Here is a 21,521-nt window from a genome sequence, read left to right on the forward strand (position 1 = left end):
GCCGCTTTGGCACAAAGTCACAGGGTAAGGTATATCCTTTCACGGAGGACAAGCGATGACATTCAGGACACTTTTGCTGCTGTTACCCCTGCTGCTGACGGCCTGCGCCCAGCAGCCGAAACAGGACTACGACCCAGGATACAGCTTCGCCAAGCTACAAAAGTTCACCCCCCTGCCGATTTCCAGCAGTGATGATCCCCTGAGCGCCGAGCGGATCAATCAGGCAATTGTCGACACGCTGAAAAGCAAACAATTTACTGAAGTCACTGAGTCAGCGGACTTCAAGGTTTCCTTTGCCTTTCGCACTACAGATAAGCCGAAAGACTCAGGCCTCTCCATCGGCCTTGGCAGCGGCACCTGGGGCTCTGGCGGCGGCATTGGCGTAGGCACCAGTGTGGGTGTGCCCTTGGGCGCCGATGCCAAACTCCAAACCATACAAATCGATATCATAGAAGCGAGTAGCAACCGCCTCATCTGGCGCGGCAGCGATCAGTTCAGCTTCAGCGATGGCGGTGAAGGTAAGGCAGAGGCAACTCGGGAAACCGTGATACGGATCCTGAGCCAGTTTCCGCCTCAACCGTGAGCCATCACAGTGCGGCCGTTGGCCCATTGACGCAAAGCGTTGAGCTTTTCGGCCATCACCACAGATAAGGGGCGGGTCCGACTCAGGGCATCGAGCAGCCAGGCCTGATTGGCCTCCTGCCTAGCTGCCCTCGCAGCATAACGGGCGGAAATAACCGCCTGCTCTATCTCGGCGCCGGAGAAACCTTCACTGGCGCTTGCCAGACTCGCCAATTCCAGCGCGGCCGGATCGATATTGCGCTTACGGCAGTGGATACGGAAGATCTCCTCCCGGGTGGAGCTGTCCGGCAGGTCGACAAAAAATATCTCATCCAGGCGTCCCTTACGCAGCAGCTCGGGAGGCAGCGCGCTGATATCATTGGCGGTCGCCACCATAAAGACTTCGGACTTGCGCTCTGCCATCCAGGTCAGCAGGGTGCCGAGGATCCGCTTCGAGGTGCCTTCATCGCTGTTACTGCTGCCCAGCCCCTTTTCAATTTCATCTATCCAGAGTACGCAGGGCGCCATCAATTCCGCCATCTCCAGCGCTTTCTTGAGGTTGCGCTCCGTCTCGCCTATGTACTTATTGTAGAGTCCGGCCATATCCAGGCGCAGTAAAGGCCGCTGCCAGATCCCGGCCACCGCCTTGGCCGCCAGGCTCTTGCCGCTACCCTGCACCCCGAGCAGCATCACGCCCTTGGGCGTATCGAATGCTTGCGCATCGCTGCCAAGGCGCCTGTGATTCAGCCACTCCTTGAGTCTGGACAGCCCGGCAACATCGGCAAAGTCACAGGTGTCGTACTCAAATTGCAGCACACCTTCCATATCCAAAAGCGCAAACTTGGCCTTGTTGACCACGGGAATATCCGAGTGACACAAGGCGCCATCATCCCAGATGGCCTTACGGGCAAGACGGCGGGCATCGGCATGGCTCAGACCGCGAAGATTACCGGCAAGCAGTGGGATCACGGCTTCATCGAGACGATTCAAGGCCCCTTTGGCTCGGGCCAGGCGCGCTTCCTCTATGATGAGGTTTTCCAGCTGGGCCTGCCCTGGCATGGAAAGGGAGAAATGAGCGCAGTAACGGCTCAGTTCAGGGGGAACATCAAAGGCGTGGCTGACCATCACCAGGGTGTGCTGCAAGGTTTCGTGCTCAAGGGCAATCTCCTTGATCATTCTCACGTTACGCGGCGCCTCAACCACATAAGGGTGAAAGTCACAAAGCACATAGATCCCCTGCTGCTGGCTGGCCTTGATGTGCGCCAGAATATCGGTCGGTTCGGCATTGAATTTCTGCACCCCAACTTCCCTGTCCAGCCGCTTGAGCCCCTGGGTAACACTCCAGCCATACAGGGGCTGCATCAGCACACCGGCCACTCGTTTGAGCAGTTCCAATACCCTGGGCTCCTCATACGTTTCAATTATCACCAAGGGCGTACCGCCCCTGAGCACCCCGGTTAAGTCTTTGACATCCTGCATTCTGGCTTCCCGCACGATAATAACGGACTTAAGAATAACAAAATTCCAACATTCGCCACAGCAACGCAAGCAGTGATCCAGCGCACAATTTATCAAGCCTTCCGCCCAAGTCGATTACCAAAGGGTAAACTAGCAAAAAAATCCGCTGCCACAGGCAGCTACAATAACCAAAGGTACCCACACTATGTTAGGCACTCCCCTTAGCCAAGGCGCCGTGCGCGCCATGCTGCTCGGCTGCGGCGAACTGGGCAAAGAAGTTGCGATTGAACTGCAGCGCCTGGGCGTCGAAGTCATCGGCGTCGACCGCTACCCCAATGCCCCGGCCATGCAGGTCAGCCATCGTTTTCATGTGGTCAACATGCTCGATCCCGAGGCGCTGCGCGCCGTCATCGAGCTGGAAAAACCCCATCTGGTCATTCCGGAAATCGAAGCCATAGCCACAGCGACGCTGGCGCAAATGGAGGCCGAAGGCCTGAAGGTGGTACCCACCGCCAGAGCCACCCAGTTGACCATGGACAGAGAAGGCATTCGCCGTCTGGCGGCAGAGACGTTGGGGATCCCCACCTCGCCCTACGTCTTTTGTGACACTGAAGCAGAATTCAATCAGGCGGTGGCCAAAATAGGTTTGCCCTGCGTGGTCAAGCCTGTGATGAGCTCATCGGGCAAGGGCCAGAGCGTGATCCGCGAACAAGCTCAGATAGCCGCGGCCTGGGAGTATGCTCAGCAAGGTGGCCGCGCCGGGCAAGGCCGGGTGATAGTCGAAGGCTTTGTGCCTTTCGACTACGAAATCACCCTGCTCACCATAAGTGCAGTCAACGGCATTCATTTCTGTGCGCCTATAGGCCACAGGCAGGAAGACGGTGACTACCGCGAATCCTGGCAGCCACAGGCCATGAGCCAAGTGGCCCTGGAAAAGGCGCAACAGATAGGCGCCAAAGTGGTTGAGGCGCTCGGCGGCCATGGTTTGTTTGGGGTAGAACTCTTTATCAAGGGCGATGAAGTCTACTTCTCTGAAGTCTCGCCCCGGCCCCACGACACCGGCATGGTGACCCTGATAAGCCAGGATCTGTCCGAGTTTGCCCTGCACGTGCGTGCCATTCTTGGATTGCCGATCGCCAATATCCGCCAGCACGGCCCCAGCGCTTCGGCTGTGGTGCTCAAAGAAGGCGACTCAAACAACCTGCGCTACACGGGCCTTGCAGCAGCGCTGAGCGAAGCCGACACCCAGCTGCGACTGTTCGGCAAGCCGGAGATCCATGGTCGCCGCCGTCTGGGAGTTGCCCTGGCAAGGGATCTGGATATCCAAAGTGCCATAGACAAGGCGCTACGCAGCGCCGCCAAAGTAGAAGTAATTTTTTAAAAGAAGCCGCCATGAGCCAGCATTTTCAGGGTAAGTATGAAGTGGAACTCAAGTTCCGTCTGAATGAATCTTGCAGCAAACAACAACTGCTTGAGCGCCTCAATGCCATGGAGCATGAGTGCATGTTTGCCGATAATCAGGAGGACGACTGCTACTTCGATACCCCGGATGGTCAACTGGCCGCGGCGGACAAGTCTCTGTGCATCCGGGAGATGCAGCCATCCAACAATCTGCTGTGGATCCTCAAGGGCCCGGGAGCGGATTGCTGTGAGGCGGTCAATATCTCGGATGCCGCCAGGGCCCGCAGCATGCTCAGCGCCATGGGCTATGTGCCGGTGCAGCGGCTGCAAAAACGCCGCAGCATCTACTTTATCGGCAAGTGGCATATGACGCTGGACAGCCTGGCGGGGCTCGGCGATTTTGCCGAGCTGGCGATCATGACCGACGATAGCGATAAGCTGGAGCAGCTTCGCAGCGAGCTTTGGCAACTGGCGGCCCGGTTCGGGCTGACCCAAGCCATGTTGGAGCCCTGCTCCTATCGGCAACTGTGCCGCACTATACCTTATTGAGTTAAACCTGGTTAACTGAGTCTCCGTCAATAAAGGCGCGCAGGTTGTCCACGGCAATATCCAACAGCTTCTGCCTGGCTTCTATTGTCGCCCAGGCATTGTGCGGACTTATGCTGACTCCTTTGGCATTGAGTAAGGGGTTGTCTGGCATTGGAGGCTCACTGGAGAGCACATCCACTCCGGCCCGCAACTTGCCCTGATTGAGTGCTGTGGCAAGCGCAATTTCATCCACCAGCCCACCACGGGCGGTATTGATCAAAATCACCCCGGGCTTTAACAGCTGTAGCGAGTCTTGATTGATCATCTTCTCGGTCGCCGCGGTCAGCGGGCAGTGCAGCGAGATCACATCGGCTTCACGATACAACTGCTCCAGTGGCGCCCAGTTGATGCCTTCGGCCAGGTCATGGCGCTCAGTTCGGGTATGCAGCAGCACCCGCATCCCCAGCGCCCTGGCAATATTCGCCACTCGCGAGCCTATATCACCATAACCGACTATTCCCATCACCTTGCCCGTGAGTGACATCAGCGGTGACAAAGTAAAACAGAAGTCGGCGCACTGGCTCCAGGCCCCCGCCGCCACAGCCTGGTGGTGCTGCGCCACTTGTTGGGTGTGATACAAGAGATGGGCAAAAACCATCTGCGCCACCGCATCCGGACCATAGCCAGGCACATTGGTGACTGTGATGCCAAGGTCGCCGGCGGCCTGTAAGTCGACCACATTGGTGCCCGTGGCAAGAATGCCTACGTACTTGAGCCCGGGCAGCGCCGCCAGTTGCTGCGCCCCGAGCACTGTCTTGTTGGTGAGCAGAATATCGGCGCCTTGGGCGCGTTGCTGCACAAGCTCAGCCGGAGTTCTGTCATAGACGCTAAGCTCCCCAAGCGCCTTGAGTGGCGACCAATCGAGATCGCCGGGATTGAGACAAAAGCCATCCAGAACTACTATTTTTAAGCTCATACTCACCTCTTTGTTACCCCACTCAGAAACGGTATCTTAACCCCAGATTGACCTGTCCCTGCCACAGGGTATCGCCCTTGATATGCCATAAGCACTGATTGGCATCGCAAAACAGGCTGCTGTCACTGTTTATCAGGGTCGCATAACCGCGCACATCGGCAAACAGGGATAGCTGCTCCAGCAGTTGGTAATCCAGCCCCAGCCCAAGTCCCATGGAAAAACGCGTCTCATTACTGCCATACTCGGGACGCAGTTGCGTCAAACCGGCACTGGCGGTGACATAGGGCCGCAGCTTGCCTTTAGGGAAATAGAGCGTGCCCCCCAGATGCAGATAATCAACGCTGAGGTCCATCAGCTTGTCAGCGCCCGGAAAACCATTGCCACTGAGCTCAGTGCCCTGATGGGAGTAAAGCAGATACATGTCACCCGGCTCTGACGTCGTCAGCCCCAACATAAAGCCAAAATGACCGGCCTCGGTAATATCCGCACTATTGTTGTCATTAACTGCGCTTTCGCTGGACCTATAGTCCAGATCATTGCCGCCAAAGCTGTAACCGCCGAACGGCGCAACAAACACTTCGGCCTGAGCCTGACCGCTCAGGGCCAAAAGCAAGGGAATTGAATAAGCAAGTTTCATGGCGCTCTCCTTGGGTGAACCCTCTTTAACAGTATGAGCCGCCCCCCAAGGGCTAGGCTCAGCGCATTCCTCTACTGCTCTTGACCCTGTCGTAAGCCGCCTGAATATCCTGAGCCTTACGCTTGGCCAACTCCATCATCTCTTCCGGTAAGCCCTTGGCTACCAATTTATCCGGATGATGTTCATTCATCAATTTACGATAGGCGCGTTTGACATCCTGATCGCTGGCGGACTCCGACAGCCCCAAGACTTCATAGGCATCGGCAACCGATGGTCTATGATCGCCGGGCGCTTGCTGAAAGCGAAACTCTGCCTGCCAACGCTTGAGCAGCTCATCGAGCTGAAAGCTGCTGAATCCCAGCTCTCTGGCAATCACCTGCAGTATTGCATATTCCTTGTCCTGCAGCTCACCGTCAGACAGGGCTGTCTGGATTTGAATTTCCAGAAACATCTGCTGTACTTCCCGGCGACCAAAGGTGATGCGCCGAAAACGGCGCAGGCTGGCTTCCAGTTCAAAGTCCGGCTCCTTGCCCTCGCGAAACGCCTGCTGGGCATCTTTTCGCGCCGCGCCGCTGAGGCGCAACATATCCATCAGACTGGTGGCCATGCGGATATCATTTTCAGTCACCCGTCCAGAAGCCTTGGCGATATGCCCCATAACGGCAAAAGTGGTGTTGAAAAACTCAGCCTGCCGACTGCCGGCACTTTCCCCCTGAGCAGCTGCCATCCGCTTGTCATATAGATGTCCAAGCCAGATCCCCAGTAAGGCACCGAAGAAACGCCCGAACATAAAGCCGATGACACCGCCGAAAAATTTACCCCAAATACGCATCTGTTATCCCATAGTGTGCCCGCCCTTGGCCGGGCCAATATTCAATCTTGAACTGTCTTATCTTGTGTCTGCTTGCGGGGTCGTGGTTAAACAGCCCCTTTGGCCTGCCTCAGCTCCAGCTGTTGCAACCTGTCCAGTGTGCCGACATCACACCAATAACCGGTGAAATGACTGCCGCTGATAAGCCCCTGCGCCATCTTTTGCCGCAGCAGCGGCGCCAAGGCAAAATGTGTTTGGGTTACCCCATCGAATAATTCGGGGCGATATATTCCCACCCCGGAGAAAGTGTACCTGGGCGCGCCCCTGTCACTGACCCGCGAATAGCCGAATGTTTGCGGCAGCAAGGCGAAGTCTCCCTCGGGATGCTGCGCCGGGTTATCCACCAGAAACAGGTGCGCCAGAGTATCGGCCGCCAAATTGGGCAGCTCAGGCATGGCATCGATAAACACATCGCCGTTAATCACCAAAAAAGGTGCATTACCCAGCAGTGGCAGGGCTTTCTTGATCCCGCCGCCGGTTTCCAGCGCTTCAATCTCACGGCTGTAATGAATCGTCACGCCAAAACGGCTGCCGTCTCCCAGGTGTTCAATCAGTTTGTCTGCCTGCCAGGCGCAGTTGATCACCAACTCTGTCACGCCCATGGCGGCCAAACGTTCAATGTGATACTCAATCAAGGGCTTACCGGCCACGGGCACCAGGGGTTTAGGTAGCTTATCGGTCAAAGGGCGCAGACGCTCCCCTCGACCGGCAGCCAGAATCATCGCCTTCATTTTTGCTCCTGTGCCTCTGCTTGTGGTCTGGACTGTAATTGAGACTGGGTTTGAGCCTGTTGCTGAGTCAGCGGCAATAACTTCAGTCTTACCCAGGAGGAAAGCGCCTGCAACTGAGGATAACGCTCACAGATATCTGCCACATAGCCGAGTGTAAGCGGTATATCCTTGAGATAACCTGACTTGCCATCTCTGTGATGCAAGCGGGCAAAGATACCCGCCGCCTTCAGGTGTCGCTGCACTCCCATAAGATCGAACCAGCGACTGAAAGTGGCATAATCAACATCTTTGCCAACCAACCCCAGCTCGCGACACTGTTCAAAGAAGGCTTTGAGCAGCGGCTCGACTATCGCATCCGGCCAACGTATATAGCAATCTCTCAGCAGCGAGACTGCATCATAGGTCACAGGTCCCAATACGGCATCCTGAAAATCTATTACCCAAAGCTTACCTTCTTTAAGCATCAGATTACGGCTGTGAAAATCCCTGTGCATACCGACTTGGGGTTGCGCAAGCGCGCTGGCAGTCAGAATAGCAAAGCTTTCGGCCAACATAGTATGCTCAGCGGCTGTCAGGGAGACTTGCCAGTGTTTTTCCAGTAGCCATTCGCTGAAAATCGCCAGCTCGCGCTCGACAAAGGCCGCATCATAGTCGGACAAGGGACCAAGCTCACTTTCCCGCACCGCCGCGATATCCGGCAAAATCGCCAGCGCCTTGAGATACCAAGCACTCACATTGGTTTCAGTCAACTCAGGCAACAACAAGTTATCGCCAAGATCCTGCTGCAGGATAAAGCCCTCCGCCTCATTGAACTCAAGCACCTTGGGCACTCGGATACCCGCTTGATGATATGCCCGTGCCAAAGCAATAAAGGGTTTGTTATCCAATAAGTTGGGCGGAGAGTCTGTGACTATGTAATCACGACCATCCACATTGAGGCGAAAATAACGCCGGAAGCTGGCGTCACCGGAAATCAGCTTGGCTTGCAAGGGCTTACCGAAAAGTTGCTGCAACCAGCACGACATGGAAAGAAATCTGGGGTCAGACAAGGTCATCTCATGGCTCTTGACGAAAAATTGCTTTATTATACCGAGGTAAAAAACAGGAAACAGCCAATAAATACAGAGTTTTTTATGGCTGCGTTGCCCGAGGCAGGATGCAACTTTTCCCTCCGAATACTTGTCCAGACAAAGAAATCTAAATAATTGACCTAAGATGCAGATCCGATATTTTCTGGCACTGAGCCTTTTACCCCCCCTGACGCTGGCTGAACCCCTTTCTCAGGAGGGCGGCAACAACGCTCAATGTGTTATCTTGCCTCCGGTTCCCTACCATCAGGTTGGGGAAAGCAGCGGCCCTTTGGCCGATCAAAAAATACAGATCCATTCGGATGCTTCTTCGGCACAATTGGGGCTCGAGGCCAGCTTTGAAGGCAATGTGACCTTTTCTCAGGCCGGGCGCAGAATTTCCGCTGAAAGAGCCACGGTCAACCAGCAGGAGCAGCAGTTAACCGCTCAGGGCAATCTGGTGTTTCAAGACCCGCTGTTTACCGTGACCGCCGACTCGCTGATGGCGCAGATGCGTTCCAATAACGCTACCCTTGAAGGGGCACAGTACTGGCTTCACGGTCAGCAGGTTCACGGGGATGCCCAGAAACTGGAAATTACCCAAAACAACAACCTGATCCTGAACAACACCAACTTCACCACTTGCCCACCGGATAATGTCTCCTGGCTGCTGGAAGCCGAGAAGATCAAAATCGACAGCAAAGAAGAGTGGGGGGAGATCTGGGATGCCAAACTCAGAATAGGCGGGGTGCCGGTATTCTATATTCCTTACATGACAGTGCCGGTTTCGGAGAAACGCAAGACAGGTTTCCTGTTCCCCAGTTTCAGTTCCAGCACCACCAACGGGGTGGAATTTGCCGCGCCGTTTTATTGGAACATAGCCCCCGAATACGATCTGACCTTCACCCCACACTATATGTCGTCGCGGGGCTTGTTTACCAAGACAGAATTCCGCTATTTGTTGGGTGATGCAGGTAATCGACAAACGCCTACAGGCCAGTTCAACCTGGAATACCTGGGCAGCGATAACATGCTTGATGGCAGCCCCAACCGCTATATGTATCACTGGGAACACAGCGACGCTCTGGATGAAAACTGGCGGGTGTTAGCCAACTATACCGATGTCTCGGACAACAACTACTTCAACGATCTCAACTCTGATGTCAATCGTGCCACGGACAACCAGTTGTCCCGGGTTGGTGAAATCGCCTATTTCACCGACAACTGGGACTTCAGTGCCAGAGTGCAGGACATCAAAGTATTGGGCAAGGAAGAACGGCCCTATCAGGTGATGCCGCAGTTGAACTTCAACTACCGCACTCCGGGAATGTGGCAAGGCTTGGATTTCAACTTCGCCTCAGAGATAACCAACTTCCGTCACAAAGAAGATATCTACACCACGGCAACACGGGTACATATGGAGCCCAGTATCCTTCTGCCTATTCACGGCCCGGCAGGCTCACTGACCAGTGAAGTCAAGCTGATGCAAACCAACTACTGGCAGCACAATATTCAGCAGTCCGAGCAGGAGAGTAGTATAAGCCGTACCTTGCCTCAGGTGAGAATTCACGGTCAGATAAACTTCGAGCGCTATACCGACTACTTTAACCAGAACTATCGCCAGACATTGGAACCTCAATTCCAGTATCTGTATGTCGGCTATGAAGACCAGTCCAAAATCGGTCTTTATGACACGGGTGAACTGCAACAGGACTATTTCGGCCTGTTCCGCGACCGCCGCTTTTCGGGGCTGGACCGCATCGCCGATGCCAACCAGTTAACCCTGGGTCTGACCACCCGCCTGTTTGATGAGCGTAACCTGGAACAACTGAAGTTCAGCCTAGGCCAGATCATCTATTTCGATGACAGCAAGGTCAGCCTCTATGAAGATGACCTCACGGAGCAACCATCAACTTCGGTACTGGCCGCTGAGCTGGATGCCCGAGTCTACAAAGACTGGTTTGTCAGTGGTGCTATTCAATACGATACCCGTAACAGCTCCAACAAGAAGAGCGAAGCATCTCTGGACTACCGCCCCGGCCCCAACAAGCTGCTACAGTTCAGCTATCGTTATGTGCCGGATCTGCTCAACAGTAACACCAACGACAGAGTGGATATCTCCCAGGCTGGTTTCCGTACTACCTGGCCTATTACCGATGAACTCTATTTTGTCGGTAACTGGTATTACGACCTTAAAGAGGAACGCTCGGTGGAAAGCTATACCGGCTTCCAGTACGAGTCATGCTGCTGGGCAGTGCGTTTGAGCTACCACTACCGTATCAAGACCAACTATGAAGACGACCTCAGGACTGCCGCCCCCAACGAGCGCGAAATGTTCGAAACCGGCGTCTACCTCAACTTTGTAATCAAAGGTCTCGGTGGCTCAGGTCCTCTGGGGGTCAACGACATGTTGGATGAAGGTCTGTTCAACTACCGCAAACCACTTTATCTGAGGAATTAATCAAGATTTGTGGTAGATTGCTGAACCTCGGACAGGACAGAGAGTCCAATCTGGACAACCCGGGCCGCTGCCATCGGCGGCCAACGAAACGAAAATGTGGCAAGGATTTTGTGGATGAAACCCTGTAAGAAACTGATTTTTGGATTTTTTGCTCTAGTCATGAGCCAGGCTTCCCTGGCGGCACCACAACTGCTGGATCGCGTTGCGGTGCAAATCAACGACGGCATAGTGCTGGAAAGTGAAGTCCAGAACATGGTCGACACAGTCAAGGCCAACGCCAAGGCCGCCGGCCAAAGCCTGCCTTCAGATCAGGCACTGCGCACCCAGGTTATTGAGCGTTTGATCCTGACCCGTCTGCAACTGCAGATGGCCGACCGTATCGGCCTGCATATCGGGGATCTGCAGCTGGACCAAACAATAGAGAATATCGCCAAGCAACAGAACATGACGGTCGCCCAGATGCGCGCCGAAATTGAAGCCGATGGCAACAGCTTCAGTCAATACCGCGAGCAACTGCGTGAAGAAGTGACTCTGGGTGAAATCCAGCGCATTCAAGTACAACGCCGAATCCAGGTTTCGCCCCAGGAGATCAACAGCCTGGTGAAACTGATCAAGGAACAGGGCCTGAAAGACGTCGAATATCAGGTTGGCCACATACTGATCGAAGTGCCTTCCAACCCCAGCTCAGAGCAATTGGAAGCGGCCAGTAAACGTGCTAATGCCGTATTGGAACGTCTGAAATCCGGTGCAGACTTCCGTGAAACTGCCATTGCTTCCTCCGCAGGCCCCAAGGCGCTGGAAGGCGGTATCTGGGACTACATGAACATCAATGAGATGCCGACCCTGTTTGCCGAAGTCATTACTGATGCCAAAACAGGCGACATCATAGGCCCCATTAAGAGTGGTGCCGGTTTCCATATCATCAAAATTATGGACGCCCGCGGCCTACAGACTCAGGAAGTTGAGGAAGTCAGAGCCCGCCATATTCTGCTCAAGCCATCACCAATTCTGTCTGAAGATAGAGCTAAAGCGATGTTGCAGCAGTTCCTCAAACAGATCCGCAGCGGTGAAGCCAAGTTTGAAGATCTGGCGCGCCAGTATTCGGAAGATCCCGGCAGCGCCACCAAAGGCGGTGAGCTGGGATGGGCTGCCCCAAGCATTTATGTGCCCGAGTTTGCCCAAACACTCAACAGCCTGAAGCAAGGTGAAATCAGTGAGCCCTTCCGTTCAACCCACGGCTGGCACATCACTCAGCTGGAAGAGAGACGCAAAACCGATGCCACGGATCAGTTCAATACCAACCGTGCGCATCAGTTGATCTTCCGCCGCAAATTCAACGAAGAGTTACAAAACTGGCTGGACGAAATGCGGGCCGACGCATACATTGAACTCTTCGACCCAGAAACTGACAGAGGTTAAGTCGCTTGGATATTAAACGTATTGCCATTACCCCCGGAGAGCCTGCCGGCATAGGTCCGGATCTGGTAGTACAGCTGGCGCAGCGCGACTGGCCGGCCGAGCTGGTTGTGTGCGCGGATCCTGCCTTACTGCAGGCGCGCGCCAAGATGCTGGGGCTCAGTCTCCAGCTCAAGCCTTATCAACCAAGCCAAGCGGCCAAGCCACAGCAAGCCGGTAGTTTGACCATAGTGCCCTTTCCCATGGCCTGTGAGCCGCGCTGCGGCGTGCTCAATGAGCAAAACAGCGCCTATGTGGTCGACACCCTGCGTTATGCAGGTGAAAAGAACATGAACGGCGAGTTTGACGCTGTAGTGACAGGTCCGGTTCACAAGGGCATTATCAATCAGGCCGGGATCCCTTTTTCCGGCCATACCGAGTTTTTTGCCCATCAGGCCGGTTGCCAGGATGTGGTGATGATGCTCGCCTGCCCAGGTCTGCAGGTAGCCTTGGTGACCACTCACATTCCACTGGCTTACGTTTCCAAGGCGATCACCCGTGAACGCCTGCATCAGATCATCAAGATACTGCACCAGGACTTGGTGAATAAGTTTGCCCTGGACAACCCCAAGATTTATGTCTGTGGCCTCAATCCCCATGCCGGTGAAGATGGTCATCTGGGTCGGGAAGAACTGGATGTGATCATCCCGGCGCTGAACGAGCTCAGAGAACAGGAGCAGATGCGCATTATAGGCCCTCTGCCTGCCGATACCCTGTTCCAACCCAAATATCTGCAAGACGCCGATGTGGTGCTGGCCATGTACCACGACCAGGGCCTGCCCGTGCTCAAATCACAAGGCTTTGGCAAATCGGTCAACATTACGCTGGGCCTGCCCTATATCCGCACTTCGGTGGATCATGGCACGGCACTGGAACTCGCAGGCACAGGCAAGGCCGATATCGGCAGCTTCGTCTGTGCACTCAACAAGGCCATAGAACTGGCCGGTAAAAACTGATCCAACTGAGTATCAATGAGCAATAAAGTACACTTAGGCCATACCGCCAGAAAACGTTTCGGACAAAACTTCCTGACCGACGACAATGTGATCAACCGTATTGTGGCGGCTATCGCCCCGGATAATGAGCATGTCATGGTCGAAATCGGCCCGGGTCTTGCGGCCCTGACCGAACCTGTGGCCAGTGCCATAGACAAGCTGACCGTGGTCGAGCTGGATAGAGATCTGGTGGAGCGTCTAAAGCAGCACCCGGTATTGAAAGACAAGCTGGAAATCCATCAGGGTGATGCCCTGCAGTTTGACTTCAACAAACTCATGGTCGAGGGCAAGAAGCTCAAGGTCTTCGGTAACCTGCCATACAATATCTCCACGCCGCTGATGTTCCATCTGTTTGAATATGCCGAGCAGATCACCAACATGCACTTCATGTTGCAAAAAGAGGTGGTACTGCGGCTTTCAGCCAGCCCGGGCAGCAAGGCCTATGGCCGCCTCACCGTCATGGCCCAATACTATTGCCAGGTAGTGCCGGTACTGGAAGTGCCTCCGGGCAGCTTCACGCCGCCACCTAAAGTAGATTCCGCCGTAGTGCGTCTGGTGCCCTATGAAACCAAACCCTGGCCGGCCAAAGACGTTGCCATGCTCAGCAAGGTAACCAGCACCGCCTTCAATATGCGCCGCAAGACCCTGAGAAATAACCTCAAGGGGCTGCTTGATGATGCCGATTATGAGACCCTGGGAATCGATCCCGGCCTCAGACCCGAGCAGATCAGCGTCGAGCAATATGTCGCCATCGCCAACTTACTGAGCGACCGCCAGGCATAACATCCGGACGCCGGTCGGCGTCCTTCCTTTCCATCAGAGATTTTGGCCAGGAACTTAAGATGAACCCCCAGAAAAGCCGTATCAGAGTCGAGGTGCAGACCCAGTATATAGAACACCAGTCTGCGCCGGATGAAGACAAGTATCTTTTCAGCTACACCATCACAATTATCAACCTGGGTGATGAGGCGGTGACCCTCAAGAGTCGCCACTGGGTGATAACAGATGGCAATGGTCAACAAAGCGAAGTTCAGGGTGCTGGTGTCGTCGGCGAAACTCCGAGGATCAAGCCCAATACCGCCTACCAATACAGCAGCGGCACAGTGCTGGAAACGCCGCTGGGCTTTATGGAAGGCAGCTACCTGATGGAAACCGATTCGGGCGAGAGTTTCTACGCCCAGATCCCTCCTTTCCGCCTGGCTGTACCCGGCCAGGTGCACTAATGGGCAGATAACTGTGGCTCACTATTTTGTCGGCGATATTCAAGGCTGTTTCAACGAGTTGCAACGCCTGTTGGAGAAAGTCGATTTTAATCCCTCCAAGGACGAGCTGTGGGCGGTCGGCGATCTGGTCGCCCGCGGTCCGGATTCTCTCTCGACCTTGAGATTCTTCCGCGATCTCGGCGACTCGGCCAAGTCTGTGCTGGGTAATCATGACCTGCATTTACTGGCCGTCAAGGCCGGGCTCAAACGCGCCAAACCCAGCGACAAGCTACAACCGCTACTGGACGCTACAGATATAGACAGTCTCATCGACTGGATTAGAAACCAGCCTTTGATGCGTGAGTTGCCCGAACACAAACTCATCATGACCCACGCAGGCGTGCCGCCCCAGTGGGACATCCAAACCTTGCGACAGGAAGCGGACGCCGTCAGCCAGGCATTGCAAAGAGCCGACTATTTAGACAGTCTCATCGCCCGGATGTACACAGAAGAGCCGGAAGACTGGTCCGGTGCGCTCAGTGGCCTGCCCAGACTCAGGTACTGTATCAACGCCCTGACCCGAATGCGTTACCTCTATCTCGACGGCGCTCTGGACTTCAGCTGCAAGGTGCCGCCGGCCAAATGCGAAGATCCCAATCTCAAACCCTGGTTTTTATTCCCATCAAACACAGCTGACTACACCCGGGTCTTTGGTCATTGGGCCGCCCTGATGGGCAAGGTCGATGGCGAAAGACTGCAGGCGCTGGATACCGGCTGCTGTTGGGGAGAACACCTAACACTCTGGCACCTGGAAACCGATCAAAAAATTACCCAATCCAGGTTAAAAAAAGGTTAAGCTTAGCTGACATACGCCGATAACCATTTGGTAACGTGCCTATGAAAACTAAAAGATTTTTCCAAGAGAAAAACCACAACCTTATCCGGAGTAGCCTATGAAGTTGAATGTAGCAACCCGGGTCATAGCAGGATTTGCCGTAGTCACCCTGCTATTGATCCTGCTTGGTGCTGTTTCCTGGTTCACCAACAATGAACTGAAAAACACGACAGAAGTTCTACAACAACTGAGTATTCCGGCACTGAAATCAACCGGCGAACTGAGTGAGACCCTCAGCGAGCAGCAAAGGTTGGTTCTGGTGGGTTACCATGTCCCCAAGGCCAATAAGCTGCCGCCGATCCAACAGCTGTTTGGTAGTCAAAAGCAAAGCTTCAAGGCGCAATTTGCCAGTCTGTCGAAACTGGTACAGCACGAACCCGGACTCAAAGAGATCCTGCCCCAAGTAGAGCGCAATTATCAGGCCTTTATCAACACCAGCGAACGCATGATGGCCGACCACCTCAGTGCGCTGGAACAGCAGGAAAGCCTCAATAAACAGCGGGATCAATTGGAGACAACCGCCGATGATGCCGCCAGTCTGCTGCTGGACCTGATGGATCTTGAGCAAAGTGAAAACACCACAGAGCGGGAAATTGCCGCTTCTGCCGCAGCACTGGACAGCAATGTCACAAATCTGATCAGCACGGTTTACGATCTGGTGGCCACCGAAGACCGCAGCAAATACGAGATCATAGTCAAAGAACTTAGCTATATCAGCAACGAAGCCGAGGCCAAACTGGAATACATCAGTCGTCACGGCACAGGTGTCATTGATACCGACATGCTCAATAAGTTGACCAGCGAGCTTGGCAAACTCAACCAGCATCTTAAAGGCAAAAACTCGATTCAGGCCCAGAAAGCAATCCAACTTGAACTCAAGGCCAGTACTCAGGTGGCACTGTCTCAAGTGGAAACCGACAAACAAAATGCCAATCAGGCAATGGCAGCCCTTTCCGGGGCCATCGAAACCCTGACCAACGAGATCAATGCCAAAACCCTGGCCAGTATCGACTCGGCCAGTATGCAGACCCTATTGGTGGTGCTGGTAGCTATTGTGGTAGCCATAGCCGTGAGTATTGCCGTGGTGAAACCACTGACCGCATCACTCAACCGTATCAATCAAGCATTGAATATCCTCGCTTCCGGTGACTTGACCCATAAACTGGATGACTCAGGCGAGGATGAGTTTGCCGAGCTTTCCCGCAACTGCAACCGCCTTATCGACAGTCTCAGAGGTCTTATTCGCGGCATTTTGGATAGATCCAACCAGTTGGCAGCCGCCGCCGAACAAACCTCGGCAGTCACCTCACAAACCACTATCGGGATCCAGGAGCAAAAGAGTCAGGTAGATCAGGTAGCCACAGCCACCACAGAGCTGAGCTCAAGTGCCCAGCAGGTATCCCACAGCGCAGATCACGCCCTGAGCCAGATAAAACAGGCCGATGAAGAAGCTCAGAATATGCGGATCATTGCTGAGGAAAACCGCCGCACCATAGAAGCACTGGCCGACGAAGTCGCCAAGGCGGGACAGGTGATCAACAAGGTGCACTCAGACAGCGACGCCATTGGCTCGATTCTGGATGTTATTCGCGGCATTGCCGAGCAAACCAATCTACTGGCTCTCAACGCCGCCATCGAGGCCGCCAGGGCCGGTGAACAGGGACGCGGCTTTGCCGTTGTGGCCGATGAGGTACGCAACCTCGCCTCCCGCACCCAGGAATCGACCCAGGAGATCCAGCAGATGATCCAGGTGCTGCAAACAGGCACCCAAGAGGCGGTCGCTGTCATGGAACAAGGCCGCGCCCAGGCCAACTCCTGCGTCGCCAAGACAGAGCAAGCCAATCAGGCTCTGGAAGCCATCAGCGAATCTGTTCATCAGGCCTTCGATGCCGGCACCCAAATCGCCAACGCCGCTCAGGAGCAGAACCTGGTCAGCCAGCAGGTTTCAGAAAAACTGGAACATATTGCACTGATCTCGGAAGAAACCGCCTCAGGCGCCGATCAGACCGCCCAATCCAGCCATCAGGTGGCGCAACTCGCCGAAGAGTTGCAGGCTTCGGTTGGCGAGTTTAAAGTTTAACGCCAATGGTTGGCCGGAGCCGAGAATGTTTCACCGTCTGAATAGAGAGAAAACTCGGCGCTCAAACCAGAGGTCAGTGGATTGACGCCCCAAAGACTCCAAAGCAGAGCCAGGCTTTGGGGCTCAAAGAAGGCATAAATCCACCATTGGTTATTCCCCTCATCGATTACTTCTGTGTTTCACCTCTACCTACAGCAACAGGCACAAGCAACAAAAGTGACACAAAAACCTGTTTTATTTATTGACAATCAACCTCTGTCGCTTGTTAGCTTGCAGATAAGGAAATTAGCGGGAGCTTTCAATGGAATACAGACGTATCCCCCACTCTACTCTGGAAGTAAGCAAACTGTGCCTCGGCACCATGACCTGGGGCGAGCAAAACAGCCAGGCCGAGGCCTTCGCCCAGTTAGATATGGCCCTAGCCGAAGGGATTAACTTTATCGACACTGCCGAGATGTATCCGGTGCCGCCAAAACCCGAGACTCAGGGTGAGACCGAACGCATTCTTGGCGCCTATCTCAAGGCCCGCGGCAACAGAGACAACCTGGTGATAGCTTCCAAGGTGGCGGCTCCCGGCGGCAAGAGTGACTATATCCGCAGCAAGATGGCACTGGACTGGCGCAACATCCAGCTGGCGGTGGATGCATCATTGCAGCGCCTGGGCGTAGACTGTATCGATCTCTATCAAATCCACTGGCCCCACAGAAACTGTAACTTCTTCGGCGAACTCTTCTATGAGCAGCAGGAGTCGGAGTCGATGACCCCCATCCTGGATACCCTAGAAGCCTTGAGCGAAGTGATCCGCGCCGGCAAGGTGCGCTATATCGGGGTCTCCAATGAAACCCCATGGGGCCTGATGAAATACCTGCAACTGGCCGAGAAACATGGCCTGCCGCGAATTGTCAGCGTGCAAAACCCCTATAACCTGTTGAATCGCAGCTTTGAAGTAGGCATGAGTGAAATAAGCCACCGCGAGGAGTTACCGCTGCTGGCCTACTCGCCATTGGCCTTCGGTACCCTCACAGGCAAGTACTTAAATGGCCAATGGCCGGCAGGCGCCAGGTTGACCCTGTTCAAGCGCTTCGCCCGCTATACCGGCACCGAGTTGGCGCTTGAGGCCACCGAGGCTTACGTCAAGCTGGCCCAAAAATTCCACCTAAGCCCGGCGCAGATGGCACTGGCATTCGTCAACTCCCGTCCCTTTGTGGGCAGCAATATCATAGGCGCCACCAATCTGGAGCAATTAAAGGAGAACATTGCCGCCTCGCAACTTAAGCTGAGTGATGAACTGCTCGGTGAGCTCAACTCGCTGTCGAGCCGATTTCGCCTGCCCTGTCCTTAAGGGTTGAGATATTTCGTCTTGCATTGGGCGCACAAATCCATAAAGATCTGTGCGCCCTTTTGATTGAAGATCCACAGCAATGAGCACTCCACAATTGCGCGCCCAGTTTCCCGCGCTCACCCAGATGTTGGGGGATTATCCCCTGGTCTATCTCGACACGGCCGCCACCAGCCAAAAACCCCAGCGGGTGCTGGAAGCGATGGCGCGTTTCTACCGTGAAGATTGCGCCAATGTGCACAGAGCGGCCCATCAGCTTTCCGCCCGGGCGACCCAGGCCTACGAAGCTGTGCGTGATGCCTTGCAACATTTTATCCATGCCGCCCGGCGGGAAGAGATCATCTTCACCCACGGCACCACCGAAGCCATCAACCTGCTGGCCTGGGGCCTTGGCGAGCGCTTTGGCAAAGATGACCTCATTCTGGTCGACAGCTGCGCTCATCACGCCAATCTGCTGCCCTGGCAACAACTGGCCAAACGCAGTGGTGCCAGGCTGGAACCCATTCCGCTGGATAAAGAGCTGCGCCTCGATAAGGCGGCCTTTGGCCTGCTGCTCCAGCAAAAGCCCAAATTGGTGGCCCTCAGCCATGTCTCCAATGTATTGGGTACAGTCAATGACATAGCAGGCCTGTGTCAGGATATTCGCGCCGCCGGTGCCATCAGTGTGGTGGATGGTGCCCAGGCCGTTGCTCACCTGCCGCTGGATATGCAGCAACTGGGGTGCGACTTTTATGCCTTTTCCGGCCACAAGATGTATGGCCCCAGCGGCATAGGCGTACTCTGGGGCCGCTATGAGTTGCTGGACACCCTGGAGCCACTGCTGACCGGCGGTGAGATGATAAAAACCGTCAGTTTCCAAGACAGTACATTTGGCGACTTGCCCAACCGCCTCGAGGCCGGCACCCCGCCGATCGCCGAGGTCATAGGTCTGGGAGAGGCCATCGCCTTTCTCGAACAGCAGGACAGACAAGCCCTGGCGCTTGCCGAACAAAAACTGCTGAACGAGCTGCAACAGGGGTTATCCACCATTGCCGGGGTCGAGCTTTACGCCGCCCACGGGGATAATCTGGGCGCCGTGGCCTTTAATCTCAAGGGGGAGCATCACCAGGATGTAGGCATACTGCTGGATCAACAAGGCATAGCGGTACGCTGCGGCCATCATTGCGCCATGCCACTGATGTCGCTGATGGGTATCAAGGGCTGCTGCCGGGCCTCTGTGGGGATCTACACTGATGAGCAAGATATCAAACGTTTTCTCGATGCCCTGAAGGCAAGCGCCGAACTACTGGGATACTGAACCATGACAGAGCAAACACTCACTGCTGCCGACTTTATCCAGTTTGCCAAGCAAACCCAGGCGCCACTGGCCGACTTATTTGAAGCCGTCTCCTCGGCCAATAATTGGCAGGACAGATACCGCCAGTTAATGCAAGGCGCCAAGCTGTTACCGGCCCTGCCACCCGAGCTGCAAACTGAAGCCGCCCGGGTACGCGGCTGTGAAAGCGCCGCCTGGCTCTATTACTGTCAAATCGATGGTAAGCATCTGTTTATTGCCGACAGCGAGGCCCGCATCGTCAAGGGGCTGATCGCCCTGTTGCTGCATGCTGTGAATAACAGCGACAGCCAAACCCTGGCGCAATTTGAGCCCAAGGCTTATCTCAAGCAACTGGGTTTGGAGGGGCAACTGAGCCCATCACGCAGCAACGGCCTCTATGCCCTGATAAGCAGAATCATCGAGCTCAGCCGAGGGTAATGCCATGATGCTTTTTTCAGCGCTTCAACTGTCAAGCTCACATCGGAGAATAATTTTGCGGCCTGGTTGGCATTTTTCCAATTAAGCTTCACTTACCATCTGGTTCCAGAGTCGGAGCGTAGCTCAGCCCGGTAGAGCGCTGTCTTCGGGAGGCAGGGGTCGCAAGTTCGAATCTTGTCGCTCCGACCAATCAAACCGCTATCCAAGCGGCATAAAGACTCAAGGGCAGGTTCATCGAACTTGCCCTTGTTGTTTCTGCCCCGTCACACTGCCACAACCATCATCAAGCCGGCCAGCAACAGACAAGTGCCGAGCACGTATTGCAGCTGTTTCTTAGCCAGCACTTTACAGGTTACCTCCCCTACCATGCTGAGGATCAACACCGTCGCGCCAATCCCCACCAGATAGCCCAAGAACAAGTTGGAGCCACTGAGGGTCCAGTCGGCTACACCCAGATTGGCGCTGCCCAGGGTGTAGCCATGAGCAAATGCCAACATGCCAACCATTGCCGCAGCGATATGGGTGGCAAAACAGATATTACCGGCAATCAACATGCCGAGCACAAACATGGACAAGAGGACAAAGGATTTACTGACGATAAGCGCCACCGAGGTTTGCGCCATCAAAGTACCGGCCAACATCACCAGCACAAAGGAGAGAGGTACTGCCCACAAGGCTTTACCACCAAGCTGCGCCGACCAGACACCGACGCCCACGGCCACCAGCAGACTGGCCAACAACATCAGTGGGTTGAGTTGCATCACCTGCTCGGGAAAGCGTCCCACAACCCCCAACGACAACAGCAGACTGGCGCCAACACCCAAGAACAGCCAAGATCTGCCAGCAAACAAGGACCGCATCATAAGCACCTCTCACTTGCCGAGTGACTATGCTTTAACCTTATACCTTACAGTTAAAAAATGCTTGACCTGGCACAAACTCCTGACAAATAACCTCACTTTAATTGACTTGCATAACACAGACTCAGGACTTACTATCCTTGGGTCTTTAAATGTATTTTTGATTAATCCTATGTATTCCCCAATCGACTCATTGCTCATGCAACAGACTTGGTGGCGCAGCCCAAACCGGCGGCGTCAGGATTAAACAT

General features: G+C 54.7%; 20 protein-coding genes and 1 tRNA gene. 14 read left to right on the top strand and 7 right to left on the bottom strand.

Going from position 1 to position 21,521, the window contains the following annotated elements:
- Positions 1–55 precede the first annotated feature (55 nt).
- A complete protein-coding gene (locus SIL79_RS01800) occupies positions 56–583 on the top strand; it encodes a DUF4136 domain-containing protein (protein ID WP_162206797.1) in 528 nt (175 codons plus the stop codon).
- Here the strand turns inward: SIL79_RS01800 and SIL79_RS01805 are convergent.
- Positions 574–2,040 (bottom strand): AAA family ATPase, encoded by a 1,467-nt coding sequence (locus tag SIL79_RS01805; RefSeq protein WP_162206798.1) that lies wholly within the window; start codon positions 2,038–2,040, stop codon positions 574–576. The two genes, SIL79_RS01800 and SIL79_RS01805, sit on opposite strands and share 10 nt — an antisense overlap.
- Before the next feature lie 184 nt (positions 2,041–2,224).
- Between SIL79_RS01805 and purT the strand changes: the two genes are divergently transcribed.
- The gene (gene purT, locus SIL79_RS01810; RefSeq protein ID WP_039033164.1) at positions 2,225–3,400 is read left to right on the top strand and encodes a formate-dependent phosphoribosylglycinamide formyltransferase; all 1,176 of its coding nucleotides are present in this window, start codon (positions 2,225–2,227) and stop codon (positions 3,398–3,400) included.
- Positions 3,401–3,411: 11 nt separating this feature from the next.
- A complete protein-coding gene (locus SIL79_RS01815) occupies positions 3,412–3,969 on the top strand; it encodes a class IV adenylate cyclase (RefSeq protein WP_039033163.1) in 558 nt (185 codons plus the stop codon).
- A gap of 1 nt (position 3,970) precedes the next feature.
- On the opposite strand, the gene SIL79_RS01820 is transcribed toward SIL79_RS01815, so the two are convergent.
- From SIL79_RS01820 to SIL79_RS01840, 5 genes are all read right to left on the bottom strand, one after another.
- On the bottom strand, positions 3,971–4,924 hold the full coding sequence (locus SIL79_RS01820; RefSeq protein ID WP_071475824.1) for a D-2-hydroxyacid dehydrogenase: 954 nt from the start codon (positions 4,922–4,924) through the stop codon (positions 3,971–3,973).
- Positions 4,925–4,946: 22 nt separating this feature from the next.
- On the bottom strand, positions 4,947–5,561 hold the full coding sequence (locus SIL79_RS01825; protein WP_071475823.1) for an outer membrane beta-barrel protein: 615 nt from the start codon (positions 5,559–5,561) through the stop codon (positions 4,947–4,949).
- Between the two features lie 58 nt (positions 5,562–5,619).
- Entirely contained in the window at positions 5,620–6,393 is a 774-nt protein-coding gene (djlA, locus tag SIL79_RS01830; RefSeq protein WP_039033160.1) for a co-chaperone DjlA, read from the bottom strand.
- A gap of 86 nt (positions 6,394–6,479) precedes the next feature.
- Positions 6,480–7,163, bottom strand: a complete 684-nt coding sequence (gene murU, locus SIL79_RS01835; protein WP_144361559.1) for an N-acetylmuramate alpha-1-phosphate uridylyltransferase MurU — start codon at positions 7,161–7,163, stop codon at positions 6,480–6,482.
- Positions 7,160–8,218, bottom strand: coding sequence for an aminoglycoside phosphotransferase family protein (locus SIL79_RS01840; protein ID WP_071475821.1), 1,059 nt, complete (start codon positions 8,216–8,218; stop codon positions 7,160–7,162). The genes murU and SIL79_RS01840 overlap by 4 nt, the downstream gene beginning before the upstream one ends.
- Positions 8,219–8,378: 160 nt before the next feature.
- Between SIL79_RS01840 and lptD the strand changes: the two genes are divergently transcribed.
- From lptD to SIL79_RS01895, 11 genes are all read left to right on the top strand, one after another.
- Positions 8,379–10,691, top strand: coding sequence for an LPS assembly protein LptD (gene lptD / locus SIL79_RS01845; protein WP_039033158.1), 2,313 nt, complete (start codon positions 8,379–8,381; stop codon positions 10,689–10,691).
- 114 nt (positions 10,692–10,805) lie between these two features.
- Entirely contained in the window at positions 10,806–12,110 is a 1,305-nt protein-coding gene (gene surA / locus SIL79_RS01850; protein WP_071475820.1) for a peptidylprolyl isomerase SurA, read from the top strand.
- Between the two features lie 5 nt (positions 12,111–12,115).
- Entirely contained in the window at positions 12,116–13,102 is a 987-nt protein-coding gene (pdxA, locus tag SIL79_RS01855; protein WP_071475819.1) for a 4-hydroxythreonine-4-phosphate dehydrogenase PdxA, read from the top strand.
- Positions 13,103–13,117: 15 nt separating this feature from the next.
- A complete protein-coding gene (rsmA, locus tag SIL79_RS01860) occupies positions 13,118–13,924 on the top strand; it encodes a 16S rRNA (adenine(1518)-N(6)/adenine(1519)-N(6))-dimethyltransferase RsmA (RefSeq protein ID WP_071475818.1) in 807 nt (268 codons plus the stop codon).
- Between the two features lie 59 nt (positions 13,925–13,983).
- Complete coding sequence (gene apaG, locus SIL79_RS01865) at positions 13,984–14,364, top strand: Co2+/Mg2+ efflux protein ApaG (RefSeq protein WP_101095426.1); 381 nt, start codon at positions 13,984–13,986, stop codon at positions 14,362–14,364.
- 13 nt (positions 14,365–14,377) lie between these two features.
- On the top strand, positions 14,378–15,199 hold the full coding sequence (locus tag SIL79_RS01870; protein WP_071475817.1) for a symmetrical bis(5'-nucleosyl)-tetraphosphatase: 822 nt from the start codon (positions 14,378–14,380) through the stop codon (positions 15,197–15,199).
- 97 nt (positions 15,200–15,296) lie between these two features.
- Positions 15,297–17,318 carry a methyl-accepting chemotaxis protein gene (locus tag SIL79_RS01875; protein ID WP_162206801.1) on the top strand — a complete coding sequence of 674 codons (2,022 nt, stop codon included), beginning with the start codon at positions 15,297–15,299 and terminating at the stop codon, positions 17,316–17,318.
- 301 nt (positions 17,319–17,619) lie between these two features.
- On the top strand, positions 17,620–18,660 hold the full coding sequence (locus tag SIL79_RS01880; RefSeq protein ID WP_162206802.1) for an NADP(H)-dependent aldo-keto reductase: 1,041 nt from the start codon (positions 17,620–17,622) through the stop codon (positions 18,658–18,660).
- 79 nt (positions 18,661–18,739) lie between these two features.
- Positions 18,740–19,954, top strand: a complete 1,215-nt coding sequence (locus tag SIL79_RS01885) for an aminotransferase class V-fold PLP-dependent enzyme (RefSeq protein ID WP_319618924.1) — start codon at positions 18,740–18,742, stop codon at positions 19,952–19,954.
- 3 nt (positions 19,955–19,957) lie between these two features.
- Positions 19,958–20,410, top strand: coding sequence for a SufE family protein (locus tag SIL79_RS01890; protein ID WP_039033149.1), 453 nt, complete (start codon positions 19,958–19,960; stop codon positions 20,408–20,410).
- A gap of 112 nt (positions 20,411–20,522) precedes the next feature.
- Positions 20,523–20,599 (top strand) — tRNA-Pro (locus tag SIL79_RS01895).
- Between the two features lie 74 nt (positions 20,600–20,673).
- On the opposite strand, the gene SIL79_RS01900 is transcribed toward SIL79_RS01895, so the two are convergent.
- The gene (locus SIL79_RS01900) at positions 20,674–21,273 is read right to left on the bottom strand and encodes a HupE/UreJ family protein (protein ID WP_082014226.1); all 600 of its coding nucleotides are present in this window, start codon (positions 21,271–21,273) and stop codon (positions 20,674–20,676) included.
- Positions 21,274–21,521 lie beyond the last annotated feature (248 nt).

It is taken from the genome of Shewanella indica (assembly GCF_033842865.1).
GTDB classification, from domain to species: Bacteria; Pseudomonadota; Gammaproteobacteria; order Enterobacterales; family Shewanellaceae; genus Shewanella; species Shewanella indica.

Coding starts and splice junctions, on each gene's coding strand:
- SIL79_RS01820 (WP_071475824.1), bottom strand. CDS start 4,924: ATGAGCTTAAAAATAGTAGTTCTGGATGGCTTTTGTCTCAATCCCGGC.
- SIL79_RS01815 (WP_039033163.1), top strand. CDS start 3,412: ATGAGCCAGCATTTTCAGGGTAAGTATGAAGTGGAACTCAAGTTCCGT.
- purT (WP_039033164.1), top strand. CDS start 2,225: ATGTTAGGCACTCCCCTTAGCCAAGGCGCCGTGCGCGCCATGCTGCTC.
- SIL79_RS01875 (WP_162206801.1), top strand. CDS start 15,297: ATGAAGTTGAATGTAGCAACCCGGGTCATAGCAGGATTTGCCGTAGTC.
- murU (WP_144361559.1), bottom strand. CDS start 7,163: ATGAAGGCGATGATTCTGGCTGCCGGTCGAGGGGAGCGTCTGCGCCCT.
- SIL79_RS01825 (WP_071475823.1), bottom strand. CDS start 5,561: ATGAAACTTGCTTATTCAATTCCCTTGCTTTTGGCCCTGAGCGGTCAG.
- SIL79_RS01890 (WP_039033149.1), top strand. CDS start 19,958: ATGACAGAGCAAACACTCACTGCTGCCGACTTTATCCAGTTTGCCAAG.
- SIL79_RS01800 (WP_162206797.1), top strand. CDS start 56: ATGACATTCAGGACACTTTTGCTGCTGTTACCCCTGCTGCTGACGGCC.
- surA (WP_071475820.1), top strand. CDS start 10,806: ATGAAACCCTGTAAGAAACTGATTTTTGGATTTTTTGCTCTAGTCATG.
- SIL79_RS01840 (WP_071475821.1), bottom strand. CDS start 8,218: ATGACCTTGTCTGACCCCAGATTTCTTTCCATGTCGTGCTGGTTGCAG.
- djlA (WP_039033160.1), bottom strand. CDS start 6,393: ATGCGTATTTGGGGTAAATTTTTCGGCGGTGTCATCGGCTTTATGTTC.
- apaG (WP_101095426.1), top strand. CDS start 13,984: ATGAACCCCCAGAAAAGCCGTATCAGAGTCGAGGTGCAGACCCAGTAT.
- SIL79_RS01805 (WP_162206798.1), bottom strand. CDS start 2,040: ATGCAGGATGTCAAAGACTTAACCGGGGTGCTCAGGGGCGGTACGCCC.
- lptD (WP_039033158.1), top strand. CDS start 8,379: ATGCAGATCCGATATTTTCTGGCACTGAGCCTTTTACCCCCCCTGACG.
- SIL79_RS01880 (WP_162206802.1), top strand. CDS start 17,620: ATGGAATACAGACGTATCCCCCACTCTACTCTGGAAGTAAGCAAACTG.
- SIL79_RS01885 (WP_319618924.1), top strand. CDS start 18,740: ATGAGCACTCCACAATTGCGCGCCCAGTTTCCCGCGCTCACCCAGATG.
- SIL79_RS01900 (WP_082014226.1), bottom strand. CDS start 21,273: ATGATGCGGTCCTTGTTTGCTGGCAGATCTTGGCTGTTCTTGGGTGTT.
- rsmA (WP_071475818.1), top strand. CDS start 13,118: ATGAGCAATAAAGTACACTTAGGCCATACCGCCAGAAAACGTTTCGGA.